We start from the raw sequence: 20,572 nt of genomic DNA on the forward strand, positions 1-20,572 counted from the left end.
ATTCGAGATAATCATAACTTACTTTTTGTAAGTTGTAAAAAGATATGCTTTGGTTGTTTAAGAAAATCATTCAATGCTTATTTTTGTAGAGATAAAGAACGCTTAGACACTAACGACGGTCCTCGCCTTTTCTCTATGAACCCGCCAAATCTAAGAAAAAAAGCGGAACTTATGAAAGGTTCCATAAGTTCCGCTAAATATATATTTCAATGAAAAGGATTCGATCCATTCCATGTACCGATCAATGAAGCGCTGATTCCGACGCATACTTGTCTTTTTTAGATCATTGTGGTCGGCTGCACCTGTTTTTCCAAAGCCAGCAGCCACTTTTTGCGTTCGACACCGCCGCCATAGCCGCCGATGCTGCCATCGCTATTGATGACGCGGTGGCATGGAACGATCAACGCCAATTGGTTTTTTCCGTTGGCATTGGCAACAGCTCGGGTAGCTTTTTCATTGCCGATTCGCTGTGCCAATTGTTTGTAGGAGTATGTTTCTCCGATCTTCATCGCCAACAGCTGCTGCCAGACGGCTTTCTGAAAATCGGAGCCGATCAATGCAATTGGAATCGTGAAAACAGTTCGATTTCCTGCAAAATATTCCGTCAGTTCTTGCTTGAGTTGCTGAATGATTGCTGTTTGCTGCGGAATGATCACTGCATTCAAGCGGCTTCTCAAAACAGCAATCTCCGTTTCTAGCCCTCTGCGATCCACGAATTCTAACAAGTAAAGCTGCTGCTGGTCGCTGATCGCCAACATCGATCCCAGCTTGGTCTCAAGCCAAGCAGAAGAAAGAATCGTTTTTTCGCGGCTGTTGGAAGGCAACTCCCCCATAATCCGAGAAAACGCATCTCGAAAGCCGTTGCCAGAATCGAAACCGGCTTCTAATTGCGCTTGGATCAGCGGTTCTCCTTCACGAATCTGCTTAAACGCTAATCCTAAGCGGCGTGCACGGGAGTATTCGATAAAGGTCATGCCAAAATATTTTTTGAATTGTCGGCGTGCGGTATTGGGATGGATCGCTAGTGCTTCAAAATCTTTGTCGGTCCACTTTTTCTCTGGGTTACTCTCCACGGCTTCCACCAGGCTTTTCACGTCAGGGGATAAGTGGCTAGGCGAGCTGAGCGGGCGACATCGTTTGCAGGGACGATACGCCGCCAGCAGCGCTTCTTGTGCCGTCTGAAAAAACTCGCAATTTTTTTTGAGCGGTTTTTTCGCTGGGCAGGTGGGACGGCAAAAGACGCCGGTGGTTTTTACCCCAACGTAAAAAATCCCTTCATATTGGGAATTTTTTTCAATCAACATGTCGTAATAGTGGTCCCGTTGTCGGCTATCTTCAATCATCTTGCGCATCCCTCCCTCTTTTCTACACTTACAAAAATACTTCGTGCCTGTCCAAACACACGATCAACCAATGTAGCAGTCTGCAATGGCAGTTCGAAAATTTGCCCACATCCTTCTGATGACATACGATCACCCTTTCCTCTGAATGACCTTAGTGTACAAAAAACGGTCTTGGCACATCCCATAAAAATTAACACCAATTTTTTAAAAAAGATCGAAGGCAGTTGCCCTCCGATCCTTTTGATTTCCAGTTTGCCTATTTTTCAGCGAATCTTAAAGCGGCACCTACAGGAACCTAGACCGGCGCCTTCTGCTTGACTTGCAGGGCACTTTTTTTCCGCAAGACTCGCTCTAAACGGGGGCGATTGTAGCGTTGGATCATGATAAATGGGCAGTTAGCCAATAACGCATAGACGATCATCACCCAGCCCGCCCACGCAGGATTCCAGAGGAAAAAGAACGGTGCTGGAACCATCAGCAGCCAATGGGTCAGCTCTGCTCGGCGTGTCTCGATGACGAATTTTTCCAGATAGTCCTTTTGCTGTTGAGCCAAGCGGGATTTGTCAAAGCCTTTTTTGGCAATCACAGTGCCGTCGGGCAATTTGTCTTTCCACTGACGAATACGAAACACGTCCGCCCAGATCCTACCGCCTTTTTCAAAGGCAAAAGAACGGAACCAGTTGGCATGACGTTCAAAAAAGGCATCACTGACTTTGCGCAAGCCAAAGGAGATGCCTAGATGAAACAGCAGCCAAGCCAAGCTGTCTGTAATGAGCAAGAGCAGTGGGGATAAGATGATCAGCGGCATGTGCATCGCCTCCTATAAATTGATTTTGCGTCCTTTCCAGGTCACGGATTTCAACAAATGGGTTTGGATCCACGACCAACCAAATAAGCCTAGGAAAAAAAGAAAGTAACATGGGAAAAAAAGCAGCAGGATTCGGTTGAAGTTGCCGACACGGCGGGCAAAGCACAGAGTTTGTCCAAAATAAGCAGCATAAAAAAGCAGTCCTAGCCAAAGCGGTTCCATCAGAAATGGTGCCGCCAGTACCCCAATGCCGCCGCTGATCCACAAGATGACGCCCGCCATAATCAAAGGGTGAGTGGATTGCGAAGCAGTGGCAAAGTCCTTCGTCCAGCCTTGAACAAGTTGACGAACACCAGCTGGATACATCCGAAAGGCCACCAAGTCTTTTCCACCATACAAGGCGATCGGCAAGCGTTTTTTCTTAAAGCGTCTCGCTAATGCTAGATCATCTAAGATTCCTTGTGGCATGTCCTGATGTCCATTGGCTTGAAGGTACGCAGTTTTGCTGCACAAAATACACGGACCAAAGGCGCCGCCAGCTGAGAGTTTTTCGCCTACGATAGAAAAGCGGTTCAACCCGACAGGTAAGACGACATTAAAGACGGCAGACAGTTGTTCATACAGGCGCTTCGTTTGATGATAGGGCTGCACCGAGAGCAGTCCTTGTCCCGATCGCTCCTCATACGCAGCGAAAAGACGCTCTAAGCCATCTTCTGCTAGAAAGAAGGTATCGGCATCCAAAAATAATAGATACTTGCCCACCGCTTGTGAGGCGCCTAACCAACAAGCCGCCGCTTTTCCAGCAGAATCAGCAGTGGTTTGCAAGACCGTCGCACCGAAGCCCTTAGCACAGGCGATCGTCTCGTCTTCCGATCCGTCATCAACCACCAAAATCTCCACAGGATGAAGGGTTTGCTGCTGCAAGGACGCCAACAATTGCGGCAAATTTTCTGCTTCATTGCGGGCGGGGATGATGATCGACAGTTCTCCCCTCTCCGTCAAGTCTTTGGATGCGGCTGTCTCCTTGCGGGTGGGTATCGTCGGCAGGCGGAAAAAAATCAGCCAGCCTGCTAGCCAAGCAGCGCAAATACCAGCGAGCAGCAGGTACACAGTCATCATCCTTTCTTGTCTTAGTGTTCTCTTTTGGTGATCATCTCACTGACTTGCTGGCCACTGAGGGTCACCATCGGCATGCCGGCACCTGGATTGACCGTACCGCCAACGAAGTATAGATTGTCGTAGCGTTCGCTGTGTTTCGGGTGTTTAAAGCCATGATTTTTCTTGCGGTTAGAGACCGTGCCGTAGATGGCGCCACGATGTGACAAATAATTCTTTTGGATGTCTTCGGGTGTCCAGCGGTCTTCATACACGATGTGCTTACGTAGATCTGTTAAACCCATGTTTTCCAGCTTGATCAAGATCCGTTCACGAAAGGCATCGTATTCCGCTTCCGTAAAGGGTTTATCCTGCAAATAAGGGATATGAGGCAAGATTTTGATGTTCTCATGCCCTGCCACTGTTTGCGAAGGATCGGTTTTGTTGGCATTGACCAAATAGATCGTTGGGTCTTCTGGCAGCTGATGCTGATGGAAATTTTGATCAAAGTTTTCTTTTGAGGCATTTGAAAAGAAAAAGTTGTGATGGGCCAATTGCGGATAGGAGGTTTTGACCCCTAAGTGCAAGACAAAACCAGAACTTGCTGGTTCAAATTTTTCTTCCAGTTTTTGAGTAAAGGTCGGCGCTTCTTCTAACAGCTCTTCATAGGCCGGGATCACTTCCATGTTGGAAACAAAATAGTCGGCTTCGATCAACGTGCCATCATCCAAACGAGCGGCACGGATCTGTTCCTGTTCAACGATCAATTTTTCCACTTTGTGTCCCGTGTGGAAGGTCACACCGATCTCTTTTGCTAAGCGAACGATGCCTTCGGCTAAACGATGCATCCCGCCTGGCACGTACCAGACACCTTGGGCATGCTGCATATAGATCATCATGTTCAAGACGGCTGGGGCGTCATAAGGAGATGAGCCGACATACTTGATAAAATAGCTCAGCATGTCTTGCAGCTGCGGATTGCTGACACGTTTTTGAATAGCATCATGCATCGAAGAGAAATAATCAAAGCCTTTCAGCGCTTTGATCACGCCATGATACTTCAAGATTTCTTTCGTGGTATCTAAGCCTTTCTCAAAATAGCCTTTTTCTGTGATTGCATAAATCTTTTGCGCATAGTCCAAAAAGTCTTGGTACTCGGCCATGTCTTTTTCCGACAAGTGCGGGTTTTCCTTTGCCATACGTGCAAGATCGCCATAGAGATCGATCTTGGTTCCATCAGGAAAAAAGGAGCGCCATTCCAATGGCAATCGGCGAATCGCAACATAATCTGCCATATTGCGATTGCTGCCAGTAAATAATTTTTCGAAAATCTGCGGCATCGTCAAAATCGAAGGACCTAAGTCAAAGCCGAAACCGTTTGTTTCCAGTCGGTTCAACTTGCCGCCTAAGTGTTGATTTTTTTCATATAATGATACATCAAAGCCATTTTGGGCTAATGAGACCGCCGCTGATAGACCACCAAGTCCGCCGCCGATCACTACAACTGTTTTTTTCTCTTTCATTGAATTGCTCCTCGTTTGCTTTAATGAACGTCCCTATTTAGCCAAACCTTCTCGTCAAAACAGACGGTTGCTTCTCACTGCAACTGCGTTTCTTGGCACTGTTTTGGCATTGGCAACTTGAATCAAAGGATCGTTTTTCTAGATAATTCTATAGTATCACACCTTTGAAAAAATGACGGGGATGAGCCTACCGGTCATGGGATGACAGGAAAGTCTCCCTTACATGTATCCCGACATACTGGAGGCTGACAGTGATGTACTGAATGAAGATCTGATTGCGAAAAGAGAAAAATCCAACTATATCAATGATTTTTTTCCAGCATTTCGAATCAGTTATTCGCCTAATATGTCGATCGTACCCCTAAACATACAAGCAAGGTGCCAAGCAGTTGTATCGAGTCCTCCAGTGAGATTAGAATCAATGATATTAGTGGTTATGATTTATAAGGTATAGAAAAAAATAATTTTGCTGAGCAACAAAAACTATTTATTTTAGCTGAACTAGAAAAAGCAGTATTATTCTTTTTTTATATTTATATATAAAAAAGTTCTTCTTATGGATACGAAAAAAAAAATTTGAGACAGTTGATTGAATCATGTAAATTGGAGATACAAACAAATGATGATCTCCGATTACTATTTGACAGGAGGCAAACCATTCTAATTTTACAATTCAACGGTCAATCATTTATATATATTGATCGAAAATTTCCAAAAAAGTTTACATATCACTAAGGAGAATCCATATGAAATTAAAAACAATCCGATCAGCTGAACAATACTTGAATTTCTTTGATGATGAATTTATTCATTCATTTTGTTCTTATGAATATCCTAAGATTCATGAATTTTATCTATCTTTACGAGAAAGATTCTTAGATATATATGAACAATCTGATGACAATTTTTTTGAAAAAATGTCATCATTACTAGATATTGATGCGCAATTACAAATTTTAAGAGAACTTTATGTTTTAAAAAACTCTTCTTTAAATGAATACACGGAAGAAGAGATTATCAAATTGACAATAAATGATAAAAAATGTTTTTATCGAGAGTTAACTGGTCTGAATCTAAGTCAAAAAGCTCCTTGGAGTCTAATCTATTTAAGTGAGCTACAATGACAACGACCTGCTCTCATTTCGAAATGATTGCTCTCTCCCAAAGGCTACTATCCATCTATAACTTCCCTACTTCCCCTATCCCCAAAGCAATGATGGATAAAATTATGCCTTGAAAAAAATAGAACATACCTTCTAGTACAAAAATCGTAAGCTAGGAGATATGTTCTATTTTATTTATCCAAAAATTTTTATCAACTAAATCTATAAAAGATCCTTTAAAGCAAATTGTCTAGTTACATTTGGATTAATTCGATCTATCAAGCGATTCCAATCAGCCGAAGTTGGAATCGTCTTGAAAAAAATACATTCTACGATATCACGAAAATCTGCCGCATGTTCAGCGTAATTTGTCACGAGCAAATCAATATTTTTTTGCATTATGTACTCTGCATTTACTTCGCCAGAATCTGGATAATACAGCTGATGTGCATGCCCAAAATACCTCTTAGACCATCCTTCAATATACTGGACAATATTATTATTTCCTTCAAAAATAAAAGCAATATTTTTTTGGGGAAACCAATAACGTTCACGCACAGCTTCAATATAGATGACTAGGTTTGCACAAAAATCCACTAAATATTCTTCCGAAAACATCAATTGATAAAATTTATTGTTTTCTAAAAAGCATTTATAGGTATAAAATTCCTTCGAAAACGTATCTTGAATAAATTCATTAACGTCATTTATATTTCTGTTAGCAGATGTCGAAAGACACTCTTTGAGTTTAGCCATCGTAAAAAAAGATTCTATTAAAATCAAATCATTTTTTTTCTTTTTCCAGTAGATTTCATTTCCAGCAATTGATAAAAACTATTTGTCAATTCACCTATCTCCGGCCAATGATTATAGGAAAGACAAAATTTTTGTTCAACGATCACTTCTTGTAATTTCCTTTTTGTGATGATACTAACAAATAAAAATATAATTTCATCACTCGTAAAATAAAAGTGAAAATATCTACGTATAACTTCATTGATTCTTTGATAATGCATAAGTTGGATACTGTGTCTTAACGCATGGTGTAGTTCATCTTTAATTAAAACCGTCTCACCTCGTAGAAATCGCTCGATAGAGATATAAAGTATATAAGAATATTGCGAAAAAGAAGCGGTGTGGTAGCTGCTTTTATCAAATAGGCCACTAATCTCCTTCACCGCTTGTTGCACAGCAATAGAAGGAAAAACAGTATGAGGAGTGATGTCTGTTTCATAAAAAAACGTACAAAAAAAATTACGTATATCCGCTTCGTTTCCAATAATATTCACTGGATCATTAGCGAGTTCTAAATCAAAATGAATAAGTTGTTTGCGGACACGCTGTAAATATTTTAAAAGCGTTGCTTTAGATAAATAAAAGTGATCAGCCCACTCGTCAATGGACTTTAATTCTCCTATAAAAATATTCTCCAACAGAATAAATAAAGGTTCGTTTGCTAAAAATGAGGCTTTTTGTTGCTCGTAACATGCATAGTCAAATAATTCAAAACAGTATCCTAGATTTGTTGAAGATATACGAACTAACTCTCCAAAATATTCATTTAGATAGCCAATATCTTTTCCAATAGTTCTAGTCGTACTATTTGTTAGTTCAGAAAGGTGACTTGCACTACAAATTTCATTTTTTTCAAATTCATTTAGAATCTGTAACCATCTTGCTACTGATTTATTTGTCACAAAACTTAATTGGAAATTTTTCAAATAAAAGCTCCTTGCTTGAAAAAAGTTAATTTTGGACGAGTGATTATATGAAATACCCAAATGATGTAATTATATAGATTTAGACAGAAAGAAGAAAATTGACATTTTCATAAAGTGGTGAAATAAGGATTTTCTATAAAGTAACTTTCCTATAATATTCATTTTATCTTTTAACGGAAAATGCGCAAGAATTTAGCATTTTATATGGTTTATTGAAAAATTTAGTGATTTTCCAACGATATATTTTCTTAATTTAAACATCTATAATCTATTTCCTTTTTATAGTAAGATAATATTGAATGATTAAAGAAAATACTCTTCGTGCTTTTTTTAATGCTGTCTCCTCTATCTAAACTACATTCATTTCTTTTTTCATTGTTTAAAAAATATTATCTGTTATTATATCAATATTGGATATTTTTAATGGTATTATCTTGACAATTTCCTTTAACTGAGCCTTTATTAGCGGGTCATCATCTATGCCCTACAACCAGCGTCTTTGTAGAATCCTTGGCAGAACTTAATTTAGATTTTTGCTATACTGATGTAGCCGATTTTTAGTATAGTATGCATTTGTATTTTGTAACTACTAATTTTAATAGAAATCTCGATTTTCTTTCTTATTGGGCTTTTTACATTGCACACTTTCACTATTCTATTTCATTTTGATGATCAAATTATATTTCCTAAAAGGGTTGTATTTTTTATAATAGAATAAATTCACACAAGTATTTCCTAAGAGGCTGAAATGAAAACATTTCAATTAAAATTTATGAAAAACAACTCACTTGTTCGTTGGTTAAAGCTTTTGGACAAGTTTGAAAAAAAAACTACCTGCACGTTAGGTGAGTTGTCAAAAGTTACTAACAGTAGCTCTCGAACATTGATTTCTGATATAGCAAACATCCGAAATTATTTTCATGGTACGATAGAGATAAGCTCTTCTAAGGTCGGCTATTTTTTTGAAGAGATTGATGGGGAAGCTTATAGAAGAAAAAAACAAAATTTAGTGAAAGATGAACCTATTTTTTTAATATTGGAAAGTATCTTTTTCAACGAATTACAGTCTTTGATGGATTGGAGCTTAGCCCTTAACATTTCCGAGCAGGCATTAATTAGTTACTTTAAAAAGATCGAAGTATTTTTACAGCCTTTTAATCTTCATATCGAAACAAATCCAGTGAATTTTGTCGGTTCAGAAATTGATATTCGAAAATTTTTCTGCCTATTTTATTATGAATCTGACATTAATGTTAACACTATTTTTCCTTCAATTAATGTCCAAGAAGCGGTTATTGAGATCACTGATCTATTAAAAGCGAAGCAATTGCAGTCTTCATCGTTCTCTTATTTTGCCTATGTCCTTTACTTGTGCGTGGAACGAAGTAAACGTGGTTTTTTAGTAGAGCCTAACCCAGAGTTAGTGTCAATGATTCAACAAAATGATTTACTTCCTCATTATGAATCTTTAAATCAGATTATGCAGCGCCATTTCGAGTGTGAATTACCAAAATCTGAAGCAATTTATCTATTTACTTGTGTGATTTGTCGCCGCAAGTTAAATGATACTTCCAGTGAAAACTTTTGCCGCAACTACAACCACTGGCCAGAGCTGAAACAATTAGCCCATGATTTTTATGCAAAAAATAAAGGCAACAGCTTCGATGAACAAAAAGACTTACTTTGGTTAGAAGCTTTTTTTACAGTAATAAAACTGCAGGAATTATTATCTCCCTCAATGACCATTAATATCGATGACCTCAATTACTTCGTCCAAGAAAAATTTGCTCAAGAGTACCAAAAAAATTACTATTTTCTCCACAATCACCCACTAGTAGAGAAGGTTTATTCGTTACAAAATTTAGCTGATATCTGTGCTAGCTTGACGTTGCATATGGAAGCTATAAAGGAAGAAAATTGGGGATCTCATCGAACGATTGCAGTGATATTTGAAGGTAATGACTACGTATGCGAATATGCTGAAAGTATCGTTCGTCGTTACCTAGATGCCTATCATACAATGTACTATCCTGATTCAAATGAACTATCACATGAATACTTGAAAGAAAAAAAAATCGATCTTTTGATTACCAATTATTCAGAATATACAACGGAATATTTACTTGATGTCGAAAGTGTATTGCTAAAATCGATTCCAGATGCCTCTGATTGGAATCGGCTACTCAATCATATCAATCCACGGATTTTACATTTAGTAGTGCTTGACAATCAATAGACTATTCCATTTTATTCCTGTATTGTTACGTGAATAGAGCAACTAAAACTATTAAATAAAGCCAACGCTTCCTATCTTCCTAAGAGGACCAGCGTTGGCTTTTTATTGGGAAAGTAATTTATTCTTACGTCATAAATTGCCATTCAATTTTAAATCTCTTTTATTCGGCAGCTTCAATATCTTTGGCGATTTTTGCGACATCGATCTCCCGCTGCAAGTAGTCTTGGTTGTCGATAGGAAAATGCTGACGAAATTCGGCTAGTTCCATCAATTCGACTTCACCAGCTGCCACTTCAAAGTCTAAGACATGGCCAGCAAATGTCCGATCATCACTAATAAAATGCAGGTGGAAACCAGCAGCCGCAGCGCCGTGGAACAACAGCGGGGTAAAGAATCCGACGATCGTTCCGCTGATATTTTCTGTCTGAAATTCGGGCTGATGCTGGATGATCTCAATGAATTTTGGATATGGTTTTTCTTGCTTTGGGGCAACGCGGACGTGCATCTTGGTAAATACCCCATGGATTTTGACAGCGGAAAACAAATTCGGGCTGACTTCGGTCAGGACGTGGTTTTTCACTTCTTCATCGGTCATTTCTTGGCTAACCTGCAGGTGCTTCGCCGCAGAAAAATCAACGACTGCCGCATAGGGGGTTCCTTCATTGCCTTGGAGCACTCGCACCTTGCCCGACTCGTCTACATGGTAGATTTCACCATCTAAAATAATCACTTCACCATTGGAACCAGCCAATGTACCGATCCCAAAATCGCCATATTCAAGCATTTTGCCGATTTGCTCCGTGCCATCCATTAAATCCTGCATCAACCCACCTAGGGTGCCATGCTGATATAAATAACTTTTGTTTTTCACTTTCATCTTGCTGCTCCTTTGGTCTTAATAAAATTGATCAGGTAGGATCGTTTTGCCAAGATCGGCATTATCTGAATAATCCACAGGGATATCAATGATCACTGGACCATCCGTTGCAAAGCCTTCTTCGATGGCTGCCATCAATTCTTGTTTAGTGGTTGCCCGTAAGCCTTTGGCACCAAACGCTTCGGCATATTTTACGAAATCAACGGGTCCAAAATCAACCCCAGAAGCACGATCATATTTCATTTCTTCTTGGAATTTCACCATATTGTAGGTACCGTCATTCCAAATCAAGTGAATGATGTTTTGTTTCAAACGGACAGCTGTTTCTAACTCTTGGGCAGAAAACAAGAAGCCGCCATCGCCAGATACAGAGATCACTTGAGTATTTGGTCGCACGAGCGCTGCAGCGATCGCCCATGGCAAAGCGACTCCTAAGGTCTGCATGCCATTACTAAAGAGCAGATGCCGTGGCTCATAACTACGGAAATGACGGGCCATCCAAATGTAATGGCTGCCGACATCCACTGTTACCGTCATGTCGTCGGTCACTTCTTGTTGCAAAGCATCGATGATTTCCAAAGGATGCAAGGTATTGTTGCTGCCTTCGACATCCGCTGGTTTTTCATTGAGTTTGGTTTGCAGCGTCGTTAAATAGTTTTGGGCGTCTTCGCTCAAGTGATACTGATCGATGGCTTTTGATAGTTGTTCAATAATTTTCGCGATACTGCCCATCAGTTCAACTTCTGGCTGCATAAATGGATCGATCTCCATCGGTACTTCATCGATAACGATCACGCGGGCATCTTTTTCCGCATTCCAGTTGCGGGCTTCGTATTCGATCGGGTCGTACCCCACAGCGATCACTAAGTCGCTGCGTTTCAACAGCATATCACCAGGCTGATTGCGGAATAAGCCGACGCGGCCAAAGAAATGCTCTTCTAATTCACGAGAAATGATCCCAGCACCTTGGAAGGTCTCTACGACAGGCAACCCAGTTTTTGCAACTAACTGACGAATCGCTTGTGTTTCTTTCACGCCTGAAGCCCGCATCCCTAAGAGTAAGACAGGCAGTTTGGCTTCTTTGATCCGATCGACGAGTGCCTGGATATCTTCTGCATCGGCACTGCCTAATTTAGGCGAAGATAGAGGTTTGATCGCCGCCCCTTGAACGGTTCCGTCTGTCACATCTTGAGGAATGGATAAAAAGCTCGCCCCTTTTTTCGCTGTTTTTGCGATGCGAAAGGCGTTGGCAATACTTTCAGAAAGGGTTTCAGGATCTTGGACTTCACTGCTGAATTTCGTGATCGGCGCAAACAACGCCGCATTATTCATGCTTTGGTGGGTCAATTTTGAAAGGTCAGAACGCTTCACTTGGCCTGCTAGTGCCAAGACGGGATCACCTTCGGCAGTTGCCGTGACCAACCCAGTCGCTAAATTACTGGCTCCTGGTCCACTTGTTGCAATGACGACTCCTGGCTCTCCTGTCAGGCGACCGATTGCTTGTGCCATAAAGGCCGCGTTTTGTTCATGTCGTGCCAAGATCAACTCTGGTCCTCGATCACTCAACACGTCAAACACGCCATCGATTTTTGCACCGGGAATCCCAAAGATATAAGGCACCCGATGATTTTCTAAACTTTCAACAATGATTTCTGATCCTTTTGCACTCACTGTATTACCTCTTTTCAAAAACTGTATTAATCACAATACATATAATAGCACTTTTTATTTATTTATCAACGAAAAACACTCATTAAAATCTGTATTACAAAAGCGAGTTTTTTTAGAGAGCGTTTGCATCTGCTTCAGACTGCAGGTGTACGTCTTTCAATTTTTCCGACAAAAAAAGGAGTGGATCGCTCCACTCCATACATCCTTTTCTGTATCAGAACACCGCATAAAAAGAAGCTTCTTTCGTCGGTTTCTTATTCTGCAGGGACATTTTTTTCCGTCAGCCAACCGACAGCCAGTGTCATGGCCGCTCGTGCGGCTTGGGTCTGATCCATCGCATTGACCATCACAAAATCATGGATGATCCCTTGCATCCGTGCTTGGGTGACTTCCACGCCAGCTGCTCGTAAATGCTGCGCATAGGCTTCCCCTTCATCCCGCAAGACATCTGCTTCGCCTGTAATGATCAACGCTGGCGGAAGATCGGCTAACTCCTCTTTGGTCGCGCGTAGTGGAGAAGCGGTCATTTGATCCCGCTGTGTTTCATCCGTCGTGTATTGATCCCAGAACCATTGCATCCCTTCTTTGGTTAGAAAATAATTTTCGCCGAATGCTTCATACGAAGGCGTATCAAAGCGGGCATCTGTCACAGGATAAAACAATAATTGCTGTGCGATCGGAATGCCGCCACGGGCTTTCGTCAACAAGGTCATAACCGTCGCCATGTTCCCACCTACGGAATCGCCAGCCACGGTCAAACGGCTAAGGTCTAAGCCTTTGACATCGACAAATCCCGGTAATTGCTGCAAGACCGCATAATTTTGTTCGATCGCCGTTGGGTATTTTGCTTCTGGTGAACGACTATATTCAGGAAAAATGACGATCGAGTTGGTTCGTACCGCCAATTCACGGATCAATTTATCATGAGTCGCGGCACTGCCGAAGACCCAGCCCGCACCATGGAGATAATGAATGACAGGGAGAATCGCATGATTTCCTTCAGGACGAACAAAACGAACATTGATGGTCCCCCATTCGCCTGTATCTACGGTCTGATCTTCTATCTCAACCGCCAATTTATTGACGGGTGACTCTTGGACTTGTTCCAATAGTGCGCGCCCTTCTTCTGGCGGTAATTCATAGATCCGTGGGTGCGGTGCATTTGCCTCACTAAATTCAACGGCTGCTTTTTCCAACGAAATTCTATCTGTCATACGATTCTCTCCTTTTGTTTGAAATCGTTCGTGTTGACCTTAAGGGTACCACCAAGTCATTCTGATGCAAAGAATCTTGCTTCCTTCTGCTTCCAGGCATTTCGCTCGACAAAAAAGGTGGTTTTTGCACTCTTAACTGCCTTGCCTTCATCACCGATAACTGTAAGACACTCGCTGTGTAAACTTCCCAAAAAACTGAAAGGCGTAGGTAAGTACGTATGAAATTCACATTAGATGAAACACAAAATAACCGTCTGCTCGCTGCTATTTTTCAAGAACTCGCTGTCATAGTCTTTGATCCGCAAAAAGAAGTTGTTTTCGCCAATGCCAACATGACGGATATCCTAGGTTATAGCCAAGAAGAAATCATTGGCTTGCCGCATCGGACCTTTTGTTTTGACCATTATGCTGCCAGTACGGATTACCAAACTTTCTGGAATCAACTGCTTTACTCAAAGCAACGGTTTCAAGACAAAATCATTCGGAAAAACAAACAAGGAGAAAAACTGATTTTAGAAGGGATCTACTTCCCCGTCCTCGATGAGCAGCAAGAAGTCGTTAACGTCGTCAAAATCGCTTTTGACATTACCCAAAGAGAACAAGCCTTAGCGGTCACTATCAAAAAAGTGCAAGAAAGTGCTGCTTCCCTGACACGACTTTCTGCCAACGGACACCAGCAAGTCGATCATTTGTCAGAGAACTTGGCGCAAGTCAAACAGCTGTCTGATCAAAATCAAGCAACGACCCATGCCTTAGAAATGGATAGCCAACAGGTGACAGCGGTGCTGCATGACATCGACCGCATTGCGCAACAAACCAAACTGCTGTCCTTCAATGCTTCCATCGAAACGGCACGGATCGGCGAACAGGCAGCTGGCTTTCGGGTGGTTGCGGATGAAATGCAAAAATTAGCTGAACAGACCAAGCAGTTGACCCAAACCATTGCCGCAACCATGCAAGCCATCAACCAACAAGCCTTAGTCGTGTTAGATAGTGCCGATTCGACGACCATGAAAATCAGTGATTCGCAAAAAAGCCTCGCTGCCGTTTTGCATTCTTACGACACGCTGCGAACGACGGCCAGTCTATTAAACGATGAAGCCGAGTATTTATCAGAAACCAACGACGCTGAGTTGGAAACCTAGAAATCAAATGAATAAAAAAAGAGCGCCGCTGTTTGCGACGCTCTCTTTGGTTTTCTAACTAATAAATTGATTCCCTATTTGATTTTATTGATACTCAGCACTAGCCAGCCTCCCACCCTTGCAACAACTGCTGTAATTCTTGCAAAAATGATTGGGTCGTAAAGCCCAATGCTTGAAGAGGAACACGATATTCCTGTTGAACCACCAAAAAACTGCCAAAGATTTTATGTTGGACCTCAAAGGCGAGGTTTTTCCAAATACTCCACGAAAAACTGGCTATTCGTTTTTCTTTCTTTTCGTAGGTGCACAAATACACTCGCTCGATACCAAAAAGCAGCCCCGCATTCGCTTTCTTGCCAGTCATCTGTGCCGTTAGCAGTGCCAGAGGCGTCTCCGTTTCAGGCACTTGAAAACTGGTAAGGACTTGTCTTTGCCATTGCCGTGGCAGCACTTGTCTTTCTCCAGAAAAATAGAACAAAAAATCTTGCTCTTGCAAAAAAGTATTCAAACGAGTTTGTCGCTCCTTGACTGGATCGCGTGGCGCCCGCTGAATCAAAGACGTCTGATTCATTGCCGATTGCTTTGACTGCTTGTGATCACTTGAACCCCCTGCCGCTGAGGAGTTTCCCATGGGAAGAGGATCCATCGTTTGGTTGGCAGCAGCTGACTGACTGATTTTCTTCAGCAACACAGCAAGGTGCGTCAACGAAAGCTGTTTTGCTGCCATAGAATTGGCATGTGGGCTTTTGGTAGGATCGAAAGATTGTTTGATCACCATTTTCCCACGACAATACAGACAAATCGCCGTGCCAGCGTCCCAATTGACTTCTAGTTCTCCTAAGCAGTGTGGGCATTGAATCGGAATAATATCCATTGAATCATCCTTTCGTTTCGATACAGGTATCGGAGCTATCCGTGGTAAAGATACGGATCGTATTCCAGCTGACAAACGCCAGCAGCACTAGAAGCGATAAGCCATAAAAACCGAAATACCAAGTCAGGATTGCTAAAAAAAGGATCAAGGCAAATTCATACGCCATGTTTTCCAGACCGCTGTAAAATACTGTCTTTCGGACGAGTTTCTTCCTACGGGCTTCAAAAGCTTTCTTCACAGCAGCCGTTGATCCATCCGACTGACTCAACGCCTGAGAAAGTTCTGCTTTGAATCTGCCGTACTCTGAGAAAAACTTAACCTCTGGTACGAGCAAGAAATACCACGTCGCAAGACAAGCAATCAGCAAGATGACCGCTGAAGCGAGCAGACTAAAGGCAACAGCAGGCATTAAAAAGCCACCAAAAAGAACATTTAAAAGGGTCCCTGAAATTATTCCGAATGAAAAAAAGGTATAGCAGAACTGCCATAGGACACTGCTGGTTTTGGAAAAACTTTTTTTCACTTGCACGAGCTGTTCACATTCAGGAAGCTGGGTTGGAAAAAGACGTTCAGCATCGGTGCCATCAGCCACGAAAGAATAGGTTTGGTTTCCGTACTTGAATTCGCCAATGTAATAAGGAAAATACAGTTTTTCCGTATCACATTGTTTCGGAAAAAGAGTCAGTTGAACCTCATTGGCAACCTCTGCTCCCACCAAATGGTCTTTGGCTTTTGCTTCAAAGACTTCCAATAGATGGGTATCAGCAAGTGCTGCTTCTCTGGAAATATCAAAGGGCAACACCTGAACGTCTTGGCTAAGTGCCGAAAACTGCTGCATATCCGTGCAATAGGCGGCACCTTTTTGAAGATGCAGCGGCAGCTTGCCATTGATACTGTAATCCGCTTCTTTTTGGGTATCCGTAGGGAAATATTCATTGAAAACCGTTGTGTTTCCGCTGTTATGTAAAGAAATGTCGGCAGTAATGCGCCCACTCTCCCTCTGCTGTTCCTCGTGGACATAGCTTCCTCTCACTTGCGCATCATAAGCAATTTGAAAATAATACATCGGGATGAATACACGTTTTAGATGAACCATCTCTAGCTCAAAAAAGATACTTTCCGAGATGGTCTCTTGCCAGGCTAGTTTATTTTTCAACGCCTCTTCACATGCCTTTTCATCATAGGCAAACGGATAAAATCCTTCTTTGACGGTCCCTTGAATGCGTGGCAACTCTTTCAGCGAGACGGCTTGGTTTGTTTGTTCCTGTTTTTTTTGTTCCGGTTTGATCAACAGCTCATTCAAGCAATACTGACAGACTGCTTTTCCTGAGTCCCAATCAACTTCTAGACGCCCTAAGCAACTGGGGCATTGGATTTGTGTGATTTTCATTTTTTCTCCTTTTTTATGAATCATTTTTTTCAACAAGATGGCTTATCAAAAAAACCGACGAATGTTCCAAATAATATTCCAAATAAGGGTAGCAACCACGACCACATAAGCGAGTGTATCAAGCCATTCAGAAAATTTCCTGATTCTTGCAAGGTGCTTCCCACGCTTCTCATAGTTTGCTAACAAAGCTGCCCCAGCCGTTTTCTTACCTAATAATTCTATTTTAAGCTCATCTCTAAATTTTTGGACTGTTTTGAGATACTGTTCTTTTAGAAAGTGCAACACTATCCCCGATACTACCCAATAGACGGCAGTTGGCAGGGAACTCATGACAATCCCCCCTATGACAACTCTGAACACTCTTCCTAGAGGGAGCCATTCAGAAATGAATAGTGCAAAGAACAGCAGGAGCACACCTAACGTAAAAAAGAGTACGGAGGACCAGCCAAAAACCTTGCGAGCTTTTGAAAAATTCGCAACCGTTTGTAAGGTTTCTTGGCATTGTGGGATAATCGGCAGCTTCATTCGGTCAGGATCTTTGCCGTCGATCGCAAATTCAAAGGATCGCTCTTGGTACTTGAAGGTGCCCATATACAGCGGAAAGTAGAGCTTTTCTGTTGCACAGCTGATCAGGGAAAGATCTAGGTGCAGCTCTTTTAGATGATCGGCAGATTCTTTCTTCTGGATCACCGCATTCGCCTGGGCTCTCAGTTCCGCTTGTTTTTCAGAACCAAAGAGCGCCTGCTCTTGCTCAATATCAAAGGGAAAAACATGAATAGCATGTGCTGAGACTAGCTGTTGAAATTCCTTTTGATCGGTACTAAAGTACGGTTTTCTTTTCATTTCATCATTGACCTCGAAGCTCTGAGGAATTTCTTGCTCGATCACCTCCGAACTGCCGCATTGATAGAGTATGACCGTCTCATCTGGATGGTCGCCGCGCTTCTTTTCCCACGTGGTCGTATGCGAGCCGTCCCAAGCAATGGAATGGGTATCGTAGCCAAAGGCCCCCTCCCATTGCATCGTATAGGTCACCTGAAATTCATAAATCGGAATAAAATATCGTTTTACCTCGCTGACTTCAAGATGAACGACAATGTCCTCAGGAACTGATTCCTGTTGGATCAGCCATTTTTTCAAGGCATTTGCTACCTCGTCTTCATTAAAGGTAAACGAATAAAACCCTTCTTTGACTTCTTGAAAAACTACGGGAGCTTGTTCATTCGAAGCTTCTTGCGTTTGTTTTGGCGGCGAATGTAGGACTGACTTCGTTAAGCAATACTGGCAGACTGCTTTTCCTGTCTCCCAGTCAACGGTTAACTGACCCAAGCAGCTGGGACATTGGATTTGTGTGATTTTCATTGCTTCTCCTTTTGCACATACTGATTTTCTTATCAATGAAGTGGCTTGGTTGCAAGTGAGGGGGAATATCTTTTTTATGGTGTTAGTTGGGGGAAGCAGCGAAGGAAAGCTGCTTGTTTGCAGGTAGTTGCTCGCTCTCATCCGTTTGTTCGAAACATTTTTTCCAGTGATGAAGCAAACAAGTGTATTTGTACCAAGAGCTGTTTATCCAAAAAAACAACCGCAAACGAAAAACAACTCTTTACATATGATTTTATAATAAAAAATACCTTAAATCTATTTAATATTGATAAAAAATAATTGCTGATTTGCTAGTTGAGCTTCTTCCGTACGCTCAGCAACCCTTACTAGTCGGTTATTGATGGCGGATACGTTAGTAAAAATGTTATAATTAAAATATTCACAAGAAAGGAATTGGAAAGAGTTATGGGGATGTTTATTTTTGTTATAGGTTTTTTGACAATGGTTGTAAGCGGAATCTTTTTTATTCTTGGATTGATCAAGAAAAAGCCGCTTCGCAACAAAATCGTTATTTTTATGGGTGGTTTTCTCTTATTGATTGGCGGGGCACTATTGACTCCTGCAGCAACACCGGAGCTTCACGTAGATGAAGCAGAACTGGTTACGAATGAGCAAGGCGAAGCGGCGATCACTGGGCGAACCAACCCAGAAGCGCAACTGACGATCAACGGGGTGGAGGTTTCGCTGGCGGACGAAACATTTTCTTATGCTGTCCAACTGGAAGATGAAGAGGAACAGGAATTTACTGTCCAAACCTCCATGGGTGGAATCACTAAAGAAGAGGTCGTCACCGTCAAACCTTCTCACGCATTTCTAGCGAGTTTGCAAGCTGAAAAACAAGAACAAGAAGCACTGGTAAAAGCCGAGACGGCACTGGCTCTTGCCGAAACCCAGCCAAACCAAAAGAATTACAACGAAGCCGTGACGCTGATTCATGCTTTAAGTAAAACCTACGAAGATCTCGCTACTCGGCTCGCGGTAGTTGAAGACCATCTTGCCATCGGCAAAGCCCTTGATACTGCTGAAGCTTCTCTTGAACGCAGTGATTTCGATCAGGCAAAAGAATTGGTCGCACAAGCGGTTTTGAATAAGGAAACGTTTGAAAGTCGGTTATCCACTGTAGAAACCAAGATTTCTGAGAAAGAAGCAGAAGCCCTCGTTACAGAAGCTGTCCAAGCGGTGGAAGCAGCAGAGGCGGAACCGACAAAAGACCGACTCGCTCAGGCAGAGGATGCCGTCGCTCGTCTCAAGACCCCCGATGAGGAATTAGCTGCTCGAACGAAAACAGTGGCGCAAACGATCATTGCCAACGAACAAGCAGCCGCCCAAGCCAAGGCGGAGGAAGAACGACAAGCAGCGGCAACTGTGCCAGAACAAAGCCAGCCAGCCGCTGCTAGCAACCAAGCCCAAACGTCGGTCCTCGTGACACCAACAGGTTCGAAATACCATACGAGAAAATGCGGCAACGGTACCTACACGCCTGCAACTTTAGCAGAAGCGCAAAGTCGCGGACTTACTCCTTGCGCAAAATGTTTTCCGTAATAGCCACTAAGTTTTGCAACGAAAAAAAGACAAACCTCATTTTTGTCTAAGGTTTGTCTACTGTCTGAAGCGGTTGTCTCGTCGGAGGCAGCCGTTTTTTTGTCACTTGCTAGTTTTCCTCATACGAAAACTCGTACTCGTTTTGTTCATCATCGATCAGACGCTTGTCATTGTTGTCCGCCATTTTGAATACTTTCTCAAAATCATCGCCAGTCATGCGCACTTCCTTTTTCTCTTGATCAATGATCACTTGGGCATTGGTCACTTCAAAGGTGTGCATAGGACCGATGTCTGCCGCAGTCAGTGCTTTGCTTTTGGGAAACTCTGCTTGTAGTGTTTCGTTGATTTGCGCTAATTGCGTCTCTTGTTCTTCTACCAAGTCCGCAGGTTCCTGATTCGGATTGGTAAAAAAAGTCAGCGTTTTATTGACAGTGGTTCTTCCATCTTCAAATAGATACAAAGCATATTGTTGATGACTGTTGCTATTGGTCAATACTTGATTCGCAGCTGCAGAGTCAACCCCTGAGCTGCTGCAGCTTGTCAAGAAAAATAGTGTCCCTAAACAAACGACAGCAAATATTCCTCTACCTAACATGCTTTTCGTTTTCATTTTTTCCTCCTCTTTGCCCCTAATTTTGTTTCTTTGA

General features: G+C 42.1%; 17 protein-coding genes. 4 read left to right on the top strand and 13 right to left on the bottom strand.

Going from position 1 to position 20,572, the window contains the following annotated elements; translation table 11 throughout:
- Positions 1 to 278: 278 nt before the first annotated feature.
- The 4 genes from IGJ15_RS15055 to IGJ15_RS15070 form a co-directional block, all read right to left on the bottom strand.
- Entirely contained in the window at positions 279 to 1,343 is a 1,065-nt protein-coding gene (locus IGJ15_RS15055; protein WP_010748592.1) for a bifunctional transcriptional activator/DNA repair enzyme AdaA, read from the bottom strand.
- A 295-nt stretch (positions 1,344 to 1,638) separates the two neighbouring features.
- On the bottom strand, positions 1,639 to 2,151 hold the full coding sequence (locus tag IGJ15_RS15060) for a hypothetical protein (protein ID WP_010748591.1): 513 nt from the start codon (positions 2,149 to 2,151) through the stop codon (positions 1,639 to 1,641).
- 12 nt (positions 2,152 to 2,163) lie between these two features.
- Positions 2,164 to 3,270, bottom strand: coding sequence for a glycosyltransferase (locus IGJ15_RS15065; RefSeq protein ID WP_034695274.1), 1,107 nt, complete (start codon positions 3,268 to 3,270; stop codon positions 2,164 to 2,166).
- A gap of 11 nt (positions 3,271 to 3,281) precedes the next feature.
- Positions 3,282 to 4,769: a phytoene desaturase family protein gene (locus IGJ15_RS15070; protein WP_010748589.1), complete on the bottom strand. Its 1,488-nt coding sequence runs from the start codon at positions 4,767 to 4,769 to the stop codon at positions 3,282 to 3,284.
- Positions 4,770 to 5,515: 746 nt separating this feature from the next.
- Between IGJ15_RS15070 and IGJ15_RS15075 the strand changes: the two genes are divergently transcribed.
- Positions 5,516 to 5,893, top strand: a complete 378-nt coding sequence (locus IGJ15_RS15075; RefSeq protein WP_010748588.1) for a DUF7006 family protein — start codon at positions 5,516 to 5,518, stop codon at positions 5,891 to 5,893.
- Positions 5,894 to 6,094: 201 nt separating this feature from the next.
- On the opposite strand, the gene IGJ15_RS15080 is transcribed toward IGJ15_RS15075, so the two are convergent.
- Entirely contained in the window at positions 6,095 to 6,628 is a 534-nt protein-coding gene (locus IGJ15_RS15080; RefSeq protein ID WP_228074092.1) for a hypothetical protein, read from the bottom strand.
- Between the two features lie 23 nt (positions 6,629 to 6,651).
- On the bottom strand, positions 6,652 to 7,593 hold the full coding sequence (locus IGJ15_RS15085) for a helix-turn-helix domain-containing protein (RefSeq protein WP_010748586.1): 942 nt from the start codon (positions 7,591 to 7,593) through the stop codon (positions 6,652 to 6,654).
- Between the two features lie 748 nt (positions 7,594 to 8,341).
- Here IGJ15_RS15085 and IGJ15_RS15090 point away from each other — a divergent pair.
- Positions 8,342 to 9,829, top strand: coding sequence for a helix-turn-helix domain-containing protein (locus IGJ15_RS15090; protein ID WP_010748585.1), 1,488 nt, complete (start codon positions 8,342 to 8,344; stop codon positions 9,827 to 9,829).
- 160 nt (positions 9,830 to 9,989) lie between these two features.
- On the opposite strand, the gene budA is transcribed toward IGJ15_RS15090, so the two are convergent.
- The 3 genes from budA to IGJ15_RS15105 all read right to left on the bottom strand — a co-directional run bounded on the left by budA (position 9,990) and on the right by IGJ15_RS15105 (position 13,591).
- On the bottom strand, positions 9,990 to 10,706 hold the full coding sequence (gene budA / locus IGJ15_RS15095; RefSeq protein ID WP_010748584.1) for an acetolactate decarboxylase: 717 nt from the start codon (positions 10,704 to 10,706) through the stop codon (positions 9,990 to 9,992).
- An 18-nt stretch (positions 10,707 to 10,724) separates the two neighbouring features.
- Positions 10,725 to 12,377 carry an acetolactate synthase AlsS gene (gene alsS, locus IGJ15_RS15100; RefSeq protein ID WP_010748583.1) on the bottom strand — a complete coding sequence of 551 codons (1,653 nt, stop codon included), beginning with the start codon at positions 12,375 to 12,377 and terminating at the stop codon, positions 10,725 to 10,727.
- A gap of 254 nt (positions 12,378 to 12,631) precedes the next feature.
- Positions 12,632 to 13,591 carry an alpha/beta hydrolase gene (locus IGJ15_RS15105; protein WP_010748582.1) on the bottom strand — a complete coding sequence of 320 codons (960 nt, stop codon included), beginning with the start codon at positions 13,589 to 13,591 and terminating at the stop codon, positions 12,632 to 12,634.
- A gap of 218 nt (positions 13,592 to 13,809) precedes the next feature.
- Between IGJ15_RS15105 and IGJ15_RS15110 the strand changes: the two genes are divergently transcribed.
- A complete protein-coding gene (locus tag IGJ15_RS15110; protein WP_081116133.1) occupies positions 13,810 to 14,736 on the top strand; it encodes a methyl-accepting chemotaxis protein in 927 nt (308 codons plus the stop codon).
- 100 nt (positions 14,737 to 14,836) lie between these two features.
- On the opposite strand, the gene IGJ15_RS15115 is transcribed toward IGJ15_RS15110, so the two are convergent.
- The 3 genes from IGJ15_RS15115 to IGJ15_RS15125 are packed head-to-tail and all read right to left on the bottom strand — an operon-like array spanning position 14,837 to position 18,362.
- Positions 14,837 to 15,610 carry a hypothetical protein gene (locus tag IGJ15_RS15115; RefSeq protein WP_430599197.1) on the bottom strand — a complete coding sequence of 258 codons (774 nt, stop codon included), beginning with the start codon at positions 15,608 to 15,610 and terminating at the stop codon, positions 14,837 to 14,839.
- A 4-nt stretch (positions 15,611 to 15,614) separates the two neighbouring features.
- On the bottom strand, positions 15,615 to 17,000 hold the full coding sequence (locus tag IGJ15_RS15120; protein ID WP_010748579.1) for a hypothetical protein: 1,386 nt from the start codon (positions 16,998 to 17,000) through the stop codon (positions 15,615 to 15,617).
- Positions 17,001 to 17,045: 45 nt separating this feature from the next.
- The gene (locus IGJ15_RS15125) at positions 17,046 to 18,362 is read right to left on the bottom strand and encodes a hypothetical protein (RefSeq protein ID WP_010748578.1); all 1,317 of its coding nucleotides are present in this window, start codon (positions 18,360 to 18,362) and stop codon (positions 17,046 to 17,048) included.
- Between the two features lie 426 nt (positions 18,363 to 18,788).
- On the opposite strand from IGJ15_RS15125, the gene IGJ15_RS15130 reads away from it, so the two are divergent.
- Positions 18,789 to 19,925: a serine protease gene (locus IGJ15_RS15130; RefSeq protein ID WP_081116135.1), complete on the top strand. Its 1,137-nt coding sequence runs from the start codon at positions 18,789 to 18,791 to the stop codon at positions 19,923 to 19,925.
- 109 nt (positions 19,926 to 20,034) lie between these two features.
- On the opposite strand, the gene IGJ15_RS15135 is transcribed toward IGJ15_RS15130, so the two are convergent.
- Positions 20,035 to 20,535: a hypothetical protein gene (locus IGJ15_RS15135; RefSeq protein WP_430599199.1), complete on the bottom strand. Its 501-nt coding sequence runs from the start codon at positions 20,533 to 20,535 to the stop codon at positions 20,035 to 20,037.
- Positions 20,536 to 20,572 lie beyond the last annotated feature (37 nt).

Source organism: Enterococcus sp. AZ079 (assembly GCF_050547255.1).
Lineage (GTDB): Bacteria > Bacillota > Bacilli > Lactobacillales > Enterococcaceae > Enterococcus_D > Enterococcus_D casseliflavus.

Coding starts and splice junctions, on each gene's coding strand:
- IGJ15_RS15055 (WP_010748592.1), bottom strand. CDS start 1,343: ATGATTGAAGATAGCCGACAACGGGACCACTATTACGACATGTTGATT.
- IGJ15_RS15060 (WP_010748591.1), bottom strand. CDS start 2,151: ATGCCGCTGATCATCTTATCCCCACTGCTCTTGCTCATTACAGACAGC.
- IGJ15_RS15065 (WP_034695274.1), bottom strand. CDS start 3,270: ATGATGACTGTGTACCTGCTGCTCGCTGGTATTTGCGCTGCTTGGCTA.
- IGJ15_RS15070 (WP_010748589.1), bottom strand. CDS start 4,769: ATGAAAGAGAAAAAAACAGTTGTAGTGATCGGCGGCGGACTTGGTGGT.
- IGJ15_RS15075 (WP_010748588.1), top strand. CDS start 5,516: ATGAAATTAAAAACAATCCGATCAGCTGAACAATACTTGAATTTCTTT.
- IGJ15_RS15080 (WP_228074092.1), bottom strand. CDS start 6,628: ATGGCTAAACTCAAAGAGTGTCTTTCGACATCTGCTAACAGAAATATA.
- IGJ15_RS15090 (WP_010748585.1), top strand. CDS start 8,342: ATGAAAACATTTCAATTAAAATTTATGAAAAACAACTCACTTGTTCGT.
- budA (WP_010748584.1), bottom strand. CDS start 10,706: ATGAAAGTGAAAAACAAAAGTTATTTATATCAGCATGGCACCCTAGGT.
- IGJ15_RS15105 (WP_010748582.1), bottom strand. CDS start 13,591: ATGACAGATAGAATTTCGTTGGAAAAAGCAGCCGTTGAATTTAGTGAG.
- IGJ15_RS15110 (WP_081116133.1), top strand. CDS start 13,810: ATGAAATTCACATTAGATGAAACACAAAATAACCGTCTGCTCGCTGCT.
- IGJ15_RS15115 (WP_430599197.1), bottom strand. CDS start 15,610: ATGGATATTATTCCGATTCAATGCCCACACTGCTTAGGAGAACTAGAA.
- IGJ15_RS15120 (WP_010748579.1), bottom strand. CDS start 17,000: ATGAAAATCACACAAATCCAATGCCCCAGTTGCTTAGGGCGTCTAGAA.
- IGJ15_RS15125 (WP_010748578.1), bottom strand. CDS start 18,362: ATGAAAATCACACAAATCCAATGTCCCAGCTGCTTGGGTCAGTTAACC.
- IGJ15_RS15130 (WP_081116135.1), top strand. CDS start 18,789: ATGGGGATGTTTATTTTTGTTATAGGTTTTTTGACAATGGTTGTAAGC.
- IGJ15_RS15135 (WP_430599199.1), bottom strand. CDS start 20,535: ATGAAAACGAAAAGCATGTTAGGTAGAGGAATATTTGCTGTCGTTTGT.